The organism is Psychrobacillus sp. PGGUH221 (assembly GCF_042055255.1).
In the GTDB taxonomy this organism is placed as follows: domain Bacteria; phylum Bacillota; class Bacilli; order Bacillales_A; family Planococcaceae; genus Psychrobacillus.
On record NZ_JAQMHQ010000001.1, the window covers coordinates 803,353 to 820,311 of the forward strand.

At 36.3% G+C, this 16,959-nt stretch carries 16 protein-coding genes, 1 pseudogene and 1 riboswitch; of the genes and pseudogenes, 7 read left to right on the forward strand and 10 right to left on the reverse strand.

Going from position 1 to position 16,959, the window contains the following annotated elements:
* Positions 1–110 precede the first annotated feature (110 nt).
* Positions 111–608, reverse strand: coding sequence for a flavin reductase family protein (locus PGC35_RS03750; RefSeq protein ID WP_375218229.1), 498 nt, complete (start codon positions 606–608; stop codon positions 111–113).
* Positions 609–758: 150 nt separating this feature from the next.
* Here PGC35_RS03750 and PGC35_RS03755 point away from each other — a divergent pair, with 150 nt between their 5' ends.
* Complete coding sequence (locus PGC35_RS03755; RefSeq protein WP_056828441.1) at positions 759–1,079, forward strand: YflT domain-containing protein; 321 nt, start codon at positions 759–761, stop codon at positions 1,077–1,079.
* A 128-nt stretch (positions 1,080–1,207) separates the two neighbouring features.
* Positions 1,208–3,355 carry a type IA DNA topoisomerase gene (locus PGC35_RS03760; protein WP_375218230.1) on the forward strand — a complete coding sequence of 716 codons (2,148 nt, stop codon included), beginning with the start codon at positions 1,208–1,210 and terminating at the stop codon, positions 3,353–3,355.
* A 964-nt stretch (positions 3,356–4,319) separates the two neighbouring features.
* On the opposite strand, the pseudogene PGC35_RS03765 reads toward PGC35_RS03760, so the two are convergent.
* The 9 genes and pseudogenes from PGC35_RS03765 to PGC35_RS03805 all read right to left on the reverse strand — a co-directional run bounded on the left by PGC35_RS03765 (position 4,320) and on the right by PGC35_RS03805 (position 12,366).
* Positions 4,320–4,726 (reverse strand): annotated as a pseudogene (locus PGC35_RS03765) (GNAT family N-acetyltransferase).
* A 208-nt stretch (positions 4,727–4,934) separates the two neighbouring features.
* Positions 4,935–5,549, reverse strand: coding sequence for a thiamine phosphate synthase (gene thiE, locus PGC35_RS03770; protein WP_375218231.1), 615 nt, complete (start codon positions 5,547–5,549; stop codon positions 4,935–4,937).
* Positions 5,539–6,348: a hydroxyethylthiazole kinase gene (thiM, locus tag PGC35_RS03775; protein WP_375218232.1), complete on the reverse strand. Its 810-nt coding sequence runs from the start codon at positions 6,346–6,348 to the stop codon at positions 5,539–5,541. Before thiM ends, thiE begins: the two co-directional genes overlap by 11 nt.
* Positions 6,349–6,362: 14 nt before the next feature.
* Complete coding sequence (gene thiD / locus PGC35_RS03780; RefSeq protein ID WP_375218233.1) at positions 6,363–7,169, reverse strand: bifunctional hydroxymethylpyrimidine kinase/phosphomethylpyrimidine kinase; 807 nt, start codon at positions 7,167–7,169, stop codon at positions 6,363–6,365.
* Positions 7,138–7,659 carry an energy coupling factor transporter S component ThiW gene (gene thiW / locus PGC35_RS03785; RefSeq protein ID WP_375218234.1) on the reverse strand — a complete coding sequence of 174 codons (522 nt, stop codon included), beginning with the start codon at positions 7,657–7,659 and terminating at the stop codon, positions 7,138–7,140. Before thiW ends, thiD begins: the two co-directional genes overlap by 32 nt.
* A gap of 17 nt (positions 7,660–7,676) precedes the next feature.
* Positions 7,677–8,360: a thiaminase II gene (gene tenA, locus PGC35_RS03790; RefSeq protein WP_375218235.1), complete on the reverse strand. Its 684-nt coding sequence runs from the start codon at positions 8,358–8,360 to the stop codon at positions 7,677–7,679.
* 21 nt (positions 8,361–8,381) lie between these two features.
* A complete protein-coding gene (locus tag PGC35_RS03795; RefSeq protein WP_375218236.1) occupies positions 8,382–9,659 on the reverse strand; it encodes an acetylornithine deacetylase in 1,278 nt (425 codons plus the stop codon).
* Between the two features lie 96 nt (positions 9,660–9,755).
* Positions 9,756–9,860: riboswitch (TPP riboswitch) on the reverse strand.
* A gap of 68 nt (positions 9,861–9,928) precedes the next feature.
* Entirely contained in the window at positions 9,929–10,975 is a 1,047-nt protein-coding gene (locus PGC35_RS03800; protein ID WP_375218237.1) for a DmpA family aminopeptidase, read from the reverse strand.
* Positions 10,972–12,366 (reverse strand): bifunctional metallophosphatase/5'-nucleotidase, encoded by a 1,395-nt coding sequence (locus PGC35_RS03805; RefSeq protein WP_375218238.1) that lies wholly within the window; start codon positions 12,364–12,366, stop codon positions 10,972–10,974. The genes PGC35_RS03800 and PGC35_RS03805 overlap by 4 nt, the downstream gene beginning before the upstream one ends.
* A 155-nt stretch (positions 12,367–12,521) precedes the next feature.
* Here PGC35_RS03805 and PGC35_RS03810 point away from each other — a divergent pair, with 155 nt between their 5' ends.
* The 5 genes from PGC35_RS03810 to PGC35_RS03830 all read left to right on the forward strand — a co-directional run bounded on the left by PGC35_RS03810 (position 12,522) and on the right by PGC35_RS03830 (position 16,945).
* Positions 12,522–12,953: a hypothetical protein gene (locus PGC35_RS03810; RefSeq protein ID WP_375218239.1), complete on the forward strand. Its 432-nt coding sequence runs from the start codon at positions 12,522–12,524 to the stop codon at positions 12,951–12,953.
* A 147-nt stretch (positions 12,954–13,100) separates the two neighbouring features.
* Positions 13,101–13,646, forward strand: a complete 546-nt coding sequence (locus PGC35_RS03815) for a helix-turn-helix domain-containing protein (protein WP_275788887.1) — start codon at positions 13,101–13,103, stop codon at positions 13,644–13,646.
* 224 nt (positions 13,647–13,870) lie between these two features.
* The gene (locus tag PGC35_RS03820) at positions 13,871–15,139 is read left to right on the forward strand and encodes a hydroxymethylglutaryl-CoA reductase, degradative (protein WP_056828462.1); all 1,269 of its coding nucleotides are present in this window, start codon (positions 13,871–13,873) and stop codon (positions 15,137–15,139) included.
* A gap of 1 nt (position 15,140) precedes the next feature.
* A complete protein-coding gene (locus PGC35_RS03825; RefSeq protein ID WP_375218240.1) occupies positions 15,141–15,593 on the forward strand; it encodes a hypothetical protein in 453 nt (150 codons plus the stop codon).
* Positions 15,590–16,945, forward strand: coding sequence for a tripartite tricarboxylate transporter permease (locus PGC35_RS03830; protein WP_053590687.1), 1,356 nt, complete (start codon positions 15,590–15,592; stop codon positions 16,943–16,945). The genes PGC35_RS03825 and PGC35_RS03830 overlap by 4 nt, the downstream gene beginning before the upstream one ends.
* The last annotated feature ends 14 nt before the right edge of the window (positions 16,946–16,959 follow it).

Sequence of the window (16,959 nt, forward strand, 5' to 3'; positions counted from 1 at the left end):
TTAGTTCTTCTAATCGTCTTGAACATCGGTCTTTTCGATGCATTCTCACGCAAACTCGGTGACTATAAATTAAACATGAAAAAAGGATATCTCTTTAGATATCCTTTTTCTTATTTATAAAACTCTTTTGGAATAGCTCCAATAGTTCTTCGATGATATAGTAGCGGTTCTTTATTATAATTTTGAATATCAATTACTTCTCCAATCATAATTGTATGATCGCCAGCCTCCACTTGCTTAAATACCTTACATTGCAATACTGCTAGCACATCGGTGAGTATAGGTAATTTAAAGTCAGACTCCTGCCAGTCACATTGACCAAATCGGTCCTCTACTTTACTTGAAAATAAATTACATAAATCACTTTGATTCTCAGCTAAAATATTTACACTAAATTTATCTACTTTGAGAAAATCGTTATACGAGTTTACTCTCTTATCTATAGACCATAAAATTAGCAAGGGTTCTAAAGAAACCGATGCAAAGGAATTAACCGTCAATCCCATTGGTTTACCTTCTGGATTAAATGCAGTCACAACCGTAACACCTGTCGGGTAATTTCCCATAGCAGCTTTAAAACTAGCTATTTGTTCCAATTTATTTTCCATTAAGCAACTTCCATTCTCTTTTCTTTTTAGAATATCAAAATCAACCTTTTCTTTCACACATTTAGATTTCTACCCGACTCTTTGTTTAAACAACCCTAATGAAGGGTAAAGATAGATATAGCAAATAATACAACAATGGAGGAATTTAATATGACAATTAAAGTTTCTGTAGAAAATGCCGTTCAAGCCAAACAAGAAATTGAAAAATTTGAAACACAAGGATATTCACGAGATAATATTCATATTTTCGCTCATTTTAAAGAAAGAGCAGACAATATTAACGACGCTTTAGATACAAGTGATGTCGGAATAAAAGAACAAGGCATTTTAGAGTCGATGAAGAACCTATTTACTTCTCGTGGCGATGAGTTACGAAATAAAATGGAAGCAACTGGCTTATCAAAAGAAGAAGCTGCGGCTGCTGAAAAAGAGCTCGATGAAGGTAAATTAGTAATAGTTGCTCATAATTGATTCATGTATATGTAAATCCCATTCCCCTTCATTGGGCGAATGGGATTTTTATTTGTATTTTTTAAAAATTTGATGCACAATTATAAGAACGAGTGTTTTATTTTTTTACAACTGTGAGGTGTACTTGTTTGAAACCAGTTATTCTAGCTGAAAAACCTAGTCAGGCAAAAGCATATGCTGATGCTTTTTCAGTCAAAAAACATGAGGGCTTCTTAGAAATCAACCCATGCCCTATTTTCCCCGAAGGAGCCTATATAACCTGGGGAGTAGGTCATCTTGTTGAACTAAAGGAACCGAAAGCATACGATCCAAAATGGGATAAATGGTCTTTGAATAGTCTTCCCATATTACTAGATCATTATGAATTCCAAGTGGCAAAGGGGAAATACAAGCAGTTCACCATCGTGAAAAAACTTATGAAAACAACGGATACAATCATAAACGCATGTGATGTTGACCGTGAAGGATCAAATATATTCTATAGTATTTACAATCATACTGGAGCAAAAGGAAAGACGATTAAACGATTATGGATTAATTCATTAGAAACTGAAGAAGTTCGTAAAGGTTTTGCTAACTTACAGGATAACCGAAAAGATTTACTTTTATATGATGAAGCAAAGGCACGCCAAATTAGTGATTGGCTTGTTGGAATGAATGGATCTAGGCTGTATTCTCTTTTATTACAATCACAAGGTATTCGAGAAGTCTTTCCTATCGGCCGTGTTCAATCACCAACTATTTACTTAATTTATCAACGTCAATTGGAAATTGAAAACTTTGTATCTGAACCATTTTTTGAAGTAGAAGCAATATTCACTGCAACAAACGGGAACTATAAGGGAAAAGCAAAAGGAAAGGAGCCAAAACGAGAAATCATTCAGGAGCTTCTTGCTAAACATGCTATTCAACGGAATTCACCTGGAGAAATAACTTCTGTAGAAAAGCAGGAAAAACGTATTCCTCCACCCCAACTCCATTCATTGTCGACGCTACAAGCTACAGCGAATCGATTATGGAAAATGAGTCCTGCTAATGCTTTAAAGACAATGCAGGGATTGTATGAGAAAAAACTTGTTACCTATCCTCGTACGGATTCGCGTTATATTACACCAAGTGAATTCTCTTATTTATCATCTAAAGTATCAGAATATCAACAGCTAATTGGACATTCCTTCCCTGTTACTTCACTCGCTCCTAAAAAGCGATATGTGGACAGTTCAAAAGTACAGGAGCACTACGCAATTATACCGACCAAAAAAATACCTTCGCAGGCTGTACTTGCCGGCATGTCAGGTATGGAAAGAAATCTTTATGAGGAAATTGTCCGTTCAACCCTTGCGATGTTTCATAGTGATTATTTGTATACAGAAACTAAAGTGACGACAGATGTTAATGGGCTTTCCTTTTTCACAACTGGAAAAACGGAAAGAGACAAAGGCTGGAAAGCGTTATTTATTCGTTCTGATAAAGAAAGTGAAAAAGAAGAACCAACACTCCCTCCTTTATATATGCAAGAAAAAGTAGACAGCGATATTACTATAAAGGAAGGAAAAACAATGCCTCCCAAACCATATACAGAAGGTCAACTCATTGCAATGATGAAAACCTGTGGAAAATTGGTAGAAGACAAAGGGGAAACTGAAATATTAAAAGAAGTAGAAGGACTGGGAACAGAAGCAACCCGAAGTGGAATCATTGAAACAATTAAGAAACACGGATATATTGATGTTACAAAAAATATCGTTTCTATCACAAATAAAGGACGAGTTCTATGCCAAGCAATTGAAGGAAATCTTCTAGCAAGCCCATCCATGACTGCAAAGTGGGAAACCTATTTGCGGAAGATTGGTAATGGAGAAGGTTCTCAGGAACGTTTCCTAAATAGCATTGGAAAGTTCATAAATAGTTTATTACAAGAAGTCCCTAATCAACTAAAATCTAAAAATATTGATATCAAACTCATTCCGTCTAAAACATCAAGTTCTAAATATACTAAATATAAACAAGAACCGATTGCTCCATGCCCAAAATGTAAAGAAGGTTCTATCGTTGCACGAAAAGGTTTTTACGGCTGTACCAATTATAAAAAAGGTTGCACCCAAACCTTTAATGGATTCTTTTTAAAAAAGAAGATTACGCCAAGTCAGATTAAACTGCTCTGTACAAAAGGAAAAACAAATATTATCAAAGGATTTGTTGCAGAAAACGGGCAAACCTTTAATGCTAGCCTTATGCTAGTCGAAGGCAAGTTAAAACTAGACTTCAAGGAATAAATGGTTAAGAGTGGCCATTTTTTTATATAATACAATTTTCAAAACGCTTGGACAAATATCCAAGCCCAGATTGTCGACAAAAGTTATCAAGAGGTCGTCCTCTCGATACCTTTTGTCATTATAATATTTTACCGGGGGAAATCTTAACTTATATCATATATGTAATTATTCAATATATTAATCGGAGCGGAGGAGGCAACTCCAACGGCAAAAGCGGGACTGTCGAGACCCTGGATTGAGCTTTGGAGGGCACTGAAAAGTCCATAGAATTTGACTTTACTAAATAATGTCGTCCGATAAATAAGGAAATCGTTGAAACGGCTCCCTTTCCGCGGGCGTTGCCTTACCTCCTAGGCCAACACGATGTTGGTCATGCAATCGTTGCCGCAGGATGCGGCGAACTTAGATTGCCTTCCCCTCAACTGCGGGGTCTTCGGCTACCGCTATTCCCACAGGAGTGTCGCCTTTTTCAACGATTTTCTATAAATACTAATTGAAAAAATGTAAGTGATAAAAACTTGCTCTATTAATGGCATGATGATTTCCTAATTGAAAAGCGGATAATAGTTAATTGGAGTGGAAGGCGGCGACTCCAGCCGGAAGAGCATGAGCTGAAGACCCTGGACTGAGCATAGCGAGGGAAGCGGCTGAAGCCATGCCGGCGGAACGCGTCCGCCTAGAACGTAAATTAACGGATCCAAAATAAAAACGATTATGTGAACAATTTGTCGTTCACATACTGTTATAAAATCTCATGGAGGACTTTTTCAGTGCCCTAGAGCTTTGCGAAGGAAGCGGCTCGGCCCCGCCCGCGGAAAGCGTCCGCCGGAAGCGGAATCCCAATTCTATTTATCATATTTTTATCTTAAAAGAAAAAAGACTATAGATAAACTCAAAATCCAGAGTCTACCTAAAGTCTGACGCTTGGACAAATAGCCAAGCACTTTTTCTTGCATAAATTATTTTAACTTCCAGATTGCATTTTATAGTTCCTCAAAATCATTCCATTTGTCTTCGTCATTCCGAACTTTTCGTAATAAGGAACTAAGTCATCGTCACAGCATAAATCAATCATATATATATGTCTTCAAGCTCTATGAGCATTTGATTTACTAATTCCTTACCTATACCTATACTTTTATACTCTGGTAAAACTTCAAGAAAAGGAATGTAGGCAGAAAGAACCCCATCGCTTATCGCGGTAACAAATCCAACTACTTGATTAGTATTATCATCAATAGCAATAATCACTTTACTGCTCTTTTTTAACAGCTTTAAGTGAGTTTGTGGATTTGGCGGATTCGGCCAATCTACAAAAAAACCCTTTAACATATCAGATGAAATACCCTCGAGCGAATTCTTGTAAATCATTATATATCAGCTCCTAATTTAAATTAAATTATTAGACAGATGATATATATCAAAAGTAAAGTAACAAAAGTATTACCTCCAAGCTTTATAAGAAATACTTATATGTTATTCTACTTAAAGTATAGAATTCCTTTCATTTATAACAATTTATTTAGTAATTCTATTGTTTCTCAACGATACCTGATCTACTTAACTTCAATGGAGATTCTTATTTTAGTTTCAGTCTAAACTGCTGAGCAGCATAAAAGGGATCCGCCGCCTTCATTATCGCTGAAACTACAGCGACTCCAGCAATTCCTCTATCTTGCAACGAAGATACATTTTCAAGTGTTATACCCCCTATTGCAACTACAGGAATGGAAACAGTTTTCGTTATTTCTTCTAGGACACCCTTACTTAAAAGCTTTGCATCACTTTTTGTACCAGTAGGAAAAGCAGAGCCGACGCCTATATAATTAGCGCCTTCAAGCTCAGCATTTTTTGCTTCTTCGAGCGTTGCCACAGAAACTCCAATTATAAACGAAGAAGGTACAATTTCTTTCACTATCCAAATCGGTAAGTCTGTCTGACCTACATGGACCCCAGCCGCTTTCACTGCGATTGCTATATCTATACGGTCATTAATGATAAGAGGTATTTGATAATAATCTAGTAATCCCTTTAATGCCTTTGCTTTTTCATAAAAGTCTCTTCCAGAGCTATTTTTTTCCCGGAGTTGAACAATTGTTACCCCACCTTTAATAGCCTGTTCCACAACTGTTAGGAATGAATCTATAGAAATCGATTCTTCTGTCACTAAATATAATGTCATATTATGTTTCAATTATAGAAACCTCTTTTCCCCATACTTCTTCATTCATATGAAAAATTTCATCCATCAATTGAGCTTTAAAATGACCAATCCCATCTTCCTCAGAAATACTCTTTTTCGCTCTCTCCCCAGCTAAACTCATTACAGACATGCCAGCTATGCTTGCCGAAAAATAGTCGGCTGTCGTTCCAGTGAAAGATGCTATTAAAGAAGTAGTCATGCATCCAGTACCAGTCACTTTGGTTAACCAGTGGTCCCCGTTTGTAATTTGCACCGTTTCTAAGCCATTTGATACTATATCTGTTTCACCACTTATTACTGCTATGCAAGAAAATAAATTCGCTACTTTTTCGGCAAGTATTTTTCTATCTAAAGAAATATCAGTAGAATCTACACCTCTAGTTCTTCCATTTTCTCTAATGAGAGAGTACATCTCACTCGCATTTCCTCTAATAACACTTATTTTTACTTTTTGTATTAGTTCTTTTGCTATTCTTCTTCGATAAGCGGTTGCTCCAACACCAACTGGATCCAAAATGACCGGAATCCCTTTCTCGTTTGCCACTTTTCCGGCTAAAATCATAGCTGTAAATATCTCAGCTTGTATTGTTCCTATATTAAGCACTAGTGCATTAGCTAACTGAACCATTTCCTCTACCTCTTCTACACTGTTTGCCATTACAGGAGAAGCACCTATAGCAAGCGTCACATTTGCACAATCGTTTACAGTTACGATATTTGTAATATGGTGTACGAGTGGATTTTTTTCTCTTAAGCGTGAAAAAAGATTGCTTACTACACTTTTATTCATTTTCAATTCCCCCCTCACCGAGCTATCATATTTGATTTTTTGTAAAGATCATAAAAATGATTTGTTGGCCCATGACCAGAACCTAATGGAAAACTATGTGTTATCGCTGTAGTTATATAACATTTGGCTAAAGTAACCGCATCTAATAAGGTTGACCCTTTGGCGAGATTTGCAGTAATCGCTGATGATAATGTACATCCAGTTCCATGGGTGTTTTTCGTCTCAATTCTATCCGCTTTTAACCAATGAAAATCCTTACCGTCGTAAAAAAGATCGTTTGATGGACCACTCAAATGACCTCCTTTTAATAACACAGCTGTAACTCCCATACTTCTAATTTGTTCACACGCTAAATACATGTCATCTTCCGTCTTCAAGGTTGCCCCTATTAATACTTCTGCTTCTGGAATGTTCGGTGTCAAAATAGACGCTAGGGGAAATATTTCTCTTTTTAAAGCTTCTACAGCAGATTGTTCTAATAGATAGTGCCCACCTTTCGAGACCATTACTGGATCAACAACAATAAATTTAGGGGAATATTTCTTTAAGGTATTTGCTACAACTTGAGTAATTTGTGCATTCCCAAGCATACCGATTTTCACTGCGTCCACTTGGATATCATCAAAAACCGACTCTATTTGTTCTTGGATCATTTTCAAATCAACATACTGAACAGAACGAACCTCATTAGTATTTTGAGCTGTAATTGCGGTAATAGCGGACATGCCAAATACTCCATTTGCAGAAAAAGCTTTAATATCGGCTTGAATACCTGCACCTCCACCCGAATCAGAACCGGCTATTGTTAGCGCTGTTTTCATTTATCAATCCCTCCATAACTCTGTTTTTCATCATCACCTTCAATAAACCAAACGCTAGTAATGCACCTGTAAACGAACTAAACATAAAAGATGGAACGAAACCAAATAATGTTAGCTCTCCTCCAAATAAAAGAACTCCTATTGGATAAGTAGCAATAGCGCCGATAATACCTGTGCCAATAACCTCTCCTAATAATGCTGATCCAATATTTTTCGTTTTCATGTATAAAAGACCTGCTAATAGCGCCCCAAAAACACTCCCAGGATACGCAAAAATAGATCCTGTTCCTAACAAATTTCGTAGAGTGGATACAATTAATGCACCTGCAAGCGCATACCATGGTCCTAGTAAAACCGATAAGAGTACATTTGCAAAATGTTGGATCGGAAAGATTTTTGCAAAACCTACTGGTATAAATATGAGATGGCTTGATATCGTCGTTATAGCGATAATTAGTGATGTTAATGTTAGTTTCCTAGTTTTGTTCATTTTTCCCTGCTTCTCCTTTAAATCGGCCACTTTTCTAATTGATAATTCATCTCCCAAAATAAATACTCAAACTTAGAGGTCATTTGAAAATGTTCTTCTATGCGAGCCAGTTCTCTTTCCGATTTCCCTTCTGTTAACTGATCCATCAACTGTATTAACCACTTGGCACCTTCTGCAAATTCCTCTGAATCATAAGTTTCTATCCATTTTGCGTACTTGTTGATGGACAAGGTGTCCCCATACTGTTTGCGCAATAGTTTCCCTATTTCCCAGTAATCCCAAGCACATGGAAGTAAACAGGAAACTAATTCTACTAGCGAGCCATTTTGAGAAACATTTAACATATAACGCGTATAAGCTAAATTGGTAGGTGCAGGTTTCGTAGATTCCAGTTCTTCCGGAGTAATACCAAACTCTGCCGCAAACGTACGATGTAAATCCATTTCAAAATGCAGGGTGTCATGAAGAGTTTTAGAAAAGTTTGACATCATCTCTAAATCAAGTGATTTTTGAACTCCTACCGCAAACAACTTAGAATAGTCGAGTAAATAGGCGTAATCTTGTTTCATATAATGAATAAATTTCTCTTCAGACAACGTTCCTTTTCCCAACTCTTGTACAAAAGGATGCTGATGATTTTTTTCCCAAATAGGTTTAGCGTTCTCAAATAATCGGTCACTAAATTTCTTTGTAGATATCATAAAATTTCCCTCCGGTAATAATTATTTTTTTGTATTACACCATCGATAAATAAATAATAAGAGTGTTTTTGTAAATGTTAGTAACTCCTCTACATTTAATTTTTCATCTACAGAATGCGCTTCTTCCAATTTACCTGGTCCATATATAACAGTGGGAATACCTGCTCCACCTAACCATCCTGCATCCGTCACAGATTTAGACATTCCAATTTCGACCGGCACTTTCTCTATCTCTTCATGGCATTGCCCAAGCAATTGAACTGCTGAATGTTCAGCGTTCATTTTTAATGCGGGAAATACTTCGCCACGTTCTTCTATCATCGATTTGCCACCCCAACGGTATTGTAGTGGGTTTTCTCGTAACCAAGGATCCGCCATTGCGACATTATTTAAATGCTCTTCTATTTCTTGTACTACTGATTGATACGTTTCATTTGGATAAAAATGAACGGTGATCCATAGTCGACATTCATCGGCCACAAAAGCAGCGTGTCTCCCTCCCTCAATAACCGCGGGATTAATGGTAGTGGTTCCAGGTGAAAACCCTGGATATTCTTTCGTTACTGCCCAATGACGTTCCAGCTCCTGAAGACCAGCAACTACTTTCATCATTTTTTCAATTGCGCTAGCACCCTTAACTAGACCTCCTGCATGAAGCATTTTCATCCTCATCGCATCATGGAAAACCTCTTTGCTTTTTATTGTTATCCATCCAGTTATTACGCCACCTTGTCCATGGATTTGACGATTGCTTCCATCTACTACTAGTGCAAAATCAGCTGTATAGCCCTTTTCAACACACGAAAGAGTACCAGCCTCTCCTGCTTCTTCCCCAATAACAGATTGTATTTGTAAGCTCCCTTTTAGATTAATATCCATCTCTTTTAATAGTTTAGTGACAAATAATGTTGCAGCTATCGCACCCTTCATGTCCGAAGTTCCCCTGCCATAAACATTTCCGTCTTTATTTGTCAGATTAAATACTGGCACCGTCCACTCACTGATATCACCCACTTCTGCAACATCAATATGACCGTTAATAATTAAGCTATTAAAATTTTGGTCATCGCTTCCTTTTTTGGTGGCTACTACATTAGGATCGTTCGGATAAACCTCCCAGCTATCAGTCTGGAATCCTTGTTCCTCTAAAAAGCGAGCAATATACATTTGTGCATCCACCGTATTTCTCGCTGGCGGACTAACGGTCTGAAAACCAATTAAATCCGCAAGTATTTGTAAAAGCTGCTCTTTCTGTCCATCTACTACTTTAGAAATTTGTAGTTCTAGTATTTGTGTCATCCTTCTTACCTCCATCCATTATTTTTGAAAACAAAAAACCGCTCTCCATAAACGGAAAGCGGCTGTTTTCTACATAATTAATCAAACATACGACAGTAGGGGTCCCAGCTGCTTCCCTCCGCTAGTATTAACTAGATCAGGTTCAAAGGGTTTACATCAACGATGTGTCTCAGCCTAACAAAGGCTCCCCTAGCAGTCATTTATTTAGTTATTAATTGCATTTAAATCTTACCATAGGACTTAAAAATTACAAGATTGTTTTCTTAAACTTAATCAAAAGGAAAAGCATATGCGGTATTCCCCATACGCCCAGCCGTTGTTTCAGCCTGTGACAAAGAATTTAATATTGCCTCTTCTGTAACTTCCGCTGCACCTTGAAAAAGACTATTCATTATAGGTTGATCATCTCTCAATTGCTCTCTTGTTTCTATATTTTCTGATGAGAAATGAGGAATCTTCTGTGCGGTAGAAAAAGCAATGACAACATCCCCGCTTCCATTACTAAAATGACTTCCTGTTCTACCAAGCCCGATACCACATCTTTTCGCCAATCGCTTTAACTGTCTACTACTCAGCGGAGCATCTGTAGCCAGAACAATCATAATCGATCCATCAGCTGGTTTAAGAAAATCGGTAATTTCTTTCTGTTTTACAACTTTATAGTTGTCACTTTGAAAATCATCCTTACTCCCAAAATTACTTAGTACTATACAACCAAGTGTATAGGTTAAGTTGCTATGTTCTTCTTTTACAAGTCGAGAAGAAGAACCTATTCCACCTTTATAGCCAAAGCATATCATGCCTTTTCCTGCCCCAACCGCACCTTCTAGAGAGACATTTGATGAAGCTTTTTTAATACACTCTACTGCGTGCTTCGGCTGAATCGGTAATTTGCGAATGGAGTTTAATCTACTATCATTGCACTCCCCCACTACTATATTAATCGTTCCTGTAGTGTCTCCTATTTCCGGATTGCCCTCTAGCATATGTTCCAATGTTCCTTGGGTTACTGCTGGTACAGCAAACGTATTGGTTAACATAATAGGTGATTCAATAAGTCCTAATTCATCTACTTGTACAAGACCCGTTGTTTTTCCAAATCCATTTAATACATAACTAGCTCCTACCACTTTTTGTTTAAATAAATTTTTTTCGTGCGGCAGTATTGCTGTCACTCCAGTGCAAGCATGCTCCCCTTCACCTAAAGGAATATTAAGTGTTACATGACCCACTTTTACACCTTTAACATCTGTAATACAATTTTTTTCTCCTACTGGAAGACGACCAATTACAATTCCTCTTTCTCTTATTTTCATTGGAATACCCTTTCTTTTGATAAGTCCTTCCATCTATTCTTGTATGCTTTTTCAATAAAACCACTCTGATCTGCATAAATACGAATGACATCTTTTATTTCCTCGGGCCGATATTTTTCGTTTCGATTGTTTGCAAGACAAGGATATCCAGAACCTCTTTGTAAATAATCTGAGCTAGCCACTGTGTACCAGGTTTCATCTTCAAGTGGTCTGTTATTTACAAAAACTGTATCAATCTTTCCTTCTTTATATTCAATTTCAGCTCCTGCTATATGTAATCGCCCTACAAATCTCCCTCTAAAACCAGGTCCACGTCCATCCGCTAAGCAAGCTTGAACATCAAGTGATTGTTCCAAAGCCTCTTTAATATATTTCCCTTGTATTTTAAAAGAAGTTGGATTTAATGGAGACGGGCATACTTCGATCAGTTTTTTATTCGTCATTTTATGGAATATTCCAGCGTTACAAATACCACTATTGATTAAACCAATGTCACAATGTAGCATATCCTTTAGCCCATCTGCTATTAAATTAGTTAAAGGGTTTTCTTCCACAACATCATGCCATAAAGCTTTTTCTAATGGATAAAGAGGCTGACTCAATACTTCAATTGCTTTTTCTTTATTCAATTTTAATATAGAAAGCACTCCTTCATTCTTTTCCACATCTATTGAAGAAATGGTAGCAGAGTGAAGTAGTGTCACCTTACCTTCATTGATTTCTAGTTCTAGTATTCCTAAATGTTCCCCATAGTTCCCAGCACTGTTCATAATAATATTGTTTATAACTTTAGCTTGAGGGAAAAGTTTATGGTCATGGGAAGAAATAATAATATCAATTTCCGGTATTTCCAATGCAAGTGGTTCATCCGCAAATGTGCCAATATGACTTAGGAGAATACAAAGATCAAATTTTCCTTCATAGCTTTTTATCTCATTATGTATCGCTTCTTTATATTCGGTCATGTAAATACCAAGACCATCATTAAATTCTCCCATATTAGGAGAAGACCCAGTTAATAGAATTCGTACACCACTTTTCTCTATGATGATACTTTTATAAACACCATTTATAATACTTTTATCTTTTTTAAATAAATTATTGCTTATAAAAGGGAAAGAACTATTACTCGCCATATACTCAAGTGTATCCACCCCATTAAACATTTCGTTATTACCTATCGTAAGCGCATCGTAGCCTACTGCTTCTAATAATTCAATAGCAGCTAATCCTCTTGTGCCTTGCAACTCGATACTTTTAAAGTCGGCAAAGTCTCCAGCATCCAATAATAACGTGTTTTCATCTTTATACTCATTAATAAGCGTTACTACTTTAGCAAAATTTTCAAAGTTGCTGTGAACATCATTTGTATGTAAAATTTTTAATTTCATAGGTTCCTCCGATATATATGTTTGTACATATTCTACCATATTCTGATAATTCTATAAAAACGCTCTAACAAATATTTTGTTTTCAACTATGAAATTCCCTTCTTGCATGTATATAATTTTGGTAATATAGGATAAAAGCTATTAGGGGGCTTAAAATGGAAAACAATAAACTTTCAATGATGGATGCTATTTTACTTGAGACAATTCGTAATAAAGGCATTTCCAATGATGAAATACTACAAAAACTTGAGGAAAAAGAGACTCACTTATTTGATAGAAACACTGAAATCACTTCGTTAATCTCCTTATATGAAGAAGATAAATCGAAGTTTGCTTCCATCCTTCATGATGGTTATACTGTTAAGTTCGTAACAAGAAACGGACTTATAAACCTATTGAAATTAAAGTTCAATAAAATTGCGGAGAGAGATTACCAATTACTAGAGAACGGAATAAAACAATTACAAATGGATGAACAACAGCTAGCTTCCTTAAAGCAACTTCTGTCCATTAACTGGGTTATTCAAGAAGAGACGAATGAAAGTTCCTTAAAATTTATTCATATAATTTCTGCTGCTACGATTTAAACCACTTTACCTATAATAAATGACGCGTATGATTAAAACACAAAGTCGATTATATGAGTACATGTATTAGACTTTGTTTGTTAAATGGACTGATTATTAATGGAGAGCATTATCTAGGAGGAGAGTACAATTTATCTTCAACACAATATTGGAAAAAAAGTTAAAGAGGCTAGATTAAGTAAGTCATTCACTCAACAGGAACTAGCTGAGAGATGTAGTTTGACTAAGAGTCATATTTCAAAAATAGAAAATGGACAAGCTGCCCCTGCTGTAGCAACACTTTCAAAAATAGCTCAGGAGTTAGACACACCCTTATCATGGTTTTTAGAATCAAATCTCCACAATAAATTATCTATCGTAAAAAGTAATGAGAAGACAGTAAAGGTCGGAAATAAAGAAATAGGCTACACTTACGAAGCTCTTGCAAATCGTTCTCGTTTTAGCAAAGTAGAACCAGTAATTGTCACCGTCCTACCAGAAGCGGAATATGTAGAACCCTTTACACATATAGAAGATGAGTTTATTTATATTCTTTCTGGATCTATTAATCTTTATTATGATGGCGAATTACATTATTTAGAACAAGGAGATAGTGCTTATTTTGAAGGAAATGTGCCTCATATCTTTCTTTCAGCAGATAAAAATAGCGAGGCGAAAGTATTAACATTATTCATTCAAACGAATCCACTATAATAATCTTTTTAAAACATATTCTCGCCCTTGAAAACACTCGTATCTTTCTTTTCGTTCCCCTATATTTGCAAGATCCTCATTAATAATTATTTTTTGTTATCCCATAAATATTTTCAGAATAAAATTTAAATTTAGTATTTACAATTAATAATTATTAATGTACTTTTGTGTAATAGGATTCAACTTAGTTGAATCTTATTACACAAATACAAGGGGTGTATGTAATGACAAATTCAAGAGTTCCAGGTTTTTATCGTCTATCAACTAAAGAAAGATTTGATATTGTTACCAAGGGACGGGACTTAACAGAAAATCAATTAAAATATCTTTCTGGAGACCACGCTTTATCTATGGATTTAGCAGATTCAATGATAGAAAACGTTATTGGACAAATAGGAATCCCTCTAGGGATTGCTACTAACTTTAAAATTAATGGAAAAGATATGTTTATTCCTATGGCGACGGAAGAACCTTCTGTTGTAGCTGCAGCTAGCAATGCAGCAAAAGCTGCTTATGATCTTGGAGGATTTTTCACATCCATGAGCGGAACAATTATGCGTGGACAAATTCAAGTATTACATGTTGCGGATCCCTATGCTGCAAGAGCAAAGATTTTTGAGCATAAAGAGGAAATTTTAAATTATTGTAACGAAAAAGATCCTACCTTAGTCTCTTTAGGTGGAGGAGCTAAAGATTTAGAAGTCCATATCGTTCCAACTACTTCTCAAATAATGTTAGTCATCCATCTAATTGTTGATACGAAAGATGCAATGGGCGCGAATGCGGTTAACACTATGGCAGAGGCAGTTTCACCGACTATCGAAACAATTACAGGTGGTAAAGTGGTACTTAGAATAATTTCGAATTTGGCAGATCGCAGGTTAGTTCGTGCTAGAGCTGTATTCTCAACTGAGGCACTTGGTGGTAAGGAAATCGTTGAAAACATTGTAAGCGCTTTCGAATTTGCAGACTTTGACCCATATCGTGCAGCTACCCATAACAAAGGAATAATGAATGGTATATCAGCAGTGGTTTTAGCAACAGGAAATGATACTCGAGCAGTAGAAGCAGGTGCACATGCATATGCATCTATATCAGGTCACTATAAATCACTAACTAAATGGGAAATAAATGCAGATGGTAATTTATCTGGATCTATTGAACTTCCTATGGCAGTTGGTATTGTAGGAGGAGCTACGAAAACACATCCAGTAGCACAGGCTGCCCTAAAAATTATGGATGTAAATTCAGCTGAAGAACTTGCAGGCAGCATAGCAGCTGCAGGCTTGGCACAAAATGCTGCTGCTTTACGTGCCTTATCTGCTGAAGGTATTCAAAGAGGTCATATGTCTCTACATGCTAGAAATTTAGCAGTAATGGCAGGTGCGGAAAAGTCCGATATTGATAGAATCGTAGCTCAAGCTATAAAAGAGAAAGACCTTAGATACGATCGTATTTTAGAGATAACAAAAGCAATTCAAAGAGGTGAATAAGATGTCAAATAAACACGAAACATCCACAACTGAATTGAACGAAAATAATAATACTAAAACCTATTTAGAGATTCTTGGGGATACTATTTTACCTAACCAATTACTTCTAGCAATTTTGTTAAGTGTAGGTGTTAGTTTAGGAGGATACAATATTGGTCTTTGGTTGCTCCCCTCTTTCGCTAGCGAGAATATGGTAGCTTCCTATTCCCTTCTTATTGGAATTTCTGGAAGTGTCATATCACTTGTTATATGCTCAATTATTTTTAAGTCAAAAAGATTATTAATCGAAGAGGAAACCTCATCAGAGAGTATGAAACAAGTTTTTGAGGATCTACAATTAGATCCAATAGAAGAATTGAAACTCATCGAAAATGATCCTGTTACTAAAAAAGAATTAGAAGAATTAGGAGTTTTGAATAGCTTTCGAGCACTTGGAGGTGAGCAGAAAAAATGAGTTTACTAGTTACGGCAATTTTATTTGCATTAATTGGTGCAATCGTATTCTCTTTAATCGGATTAATTTCGGGTACGGATGAGACAGCTATTATGGTACCACTTACTTTATTAGTAATCCTTTTAGGTGCACCTCCAGCTGCTGTATTTTCATTTTTCATGGCTGCAGTTCTAGCAAAACACCTTACACATGCAGTTCCAACTGCATTAATGGGTATTCCTGGAGACACTACTGCGGTACCATTAATCGACCATGCAACTACTTTAAGAAGAATGGGTATGCCACATATTGCTCTTAGAAAGATGATTTCTGGTGGAATTATTGGTGCATTTATCGCACTACCGACAGCTGTACTTTTAGGACAATTTTTAGGACAATTTGCTGACTTTTTCAAGTCATCCACAGGAATCATTTTTACACTGGCGGCAATTTTAATCGCCTTTTTCTCTAAAGGTAAATGGGTTAGTGTTTTGATGATTATTCCATTCGCTTTCTTTATTAAAAGCTTAGATTTGATGAGTTTTAGTATATTGGACAAGCATTTATCTATCAGTTTCTTCTTAGGAATAGCAATAGGACCTATTTTTTGTGATCTTCTCTTTGCTACTTCCTCAAGTGCTAAAAAAACAATAGAAAGAGATAATCCCAAAGAATATCATTTGGCTCCTGAAACAAAGTCATGGAAAGGTTACTTCCCTAATCCACTTAAAATTTTAACGGGAAGACAACAGATATTTACTTCCATCACTACTTTTATTTCATCTCTTACTTTCGTTTTTAGCCCAGTAGGTATGACATCTCTAATGGGTGAAATTGTCGGTTCGCGTACAAAAGGTACGTATAAAAAATCTACTACAAGTTTGGCAGTAATGAATGGTGTAACAGAGTCTACATACATTGCTGAAGTAATTATTCCATTAATTGCTTTTGGAATTCCTTTAAGTCCAGTTGCATTAGGACCTGGATCGCCATTATTTAATGCTCCACCAGTTTTCTCAGTAGATCCTATAAATAATCTACACACTTATTTAACATCTTGGGAGTTTTTCCTTTACGGTGCAATCGGTCTTATTGTAGCCTCTTTGATCGCTTACCCTTTCTCTATGAACTATGCAAGGAAGGCTTCCGTTCTAGTTATGAAATTTGTAAGTCAAGAAGCAATTGTTGCTATGTTCATAGGTCTTGCTTGTCTACTTGCATTCCATGAAGCGCAACTTGTTGGTATTGTACTTACATTCACAGTAGCAGCGGTAGGCGGTCTCTTAAATCGAATTCTTGGAATTGGTGCTGGTGTACAATTTATGATTTTCTACGCATCGACTTGGATTATGATGACTCTATTTGGAATGTAAGAGAAAGGAGTTTC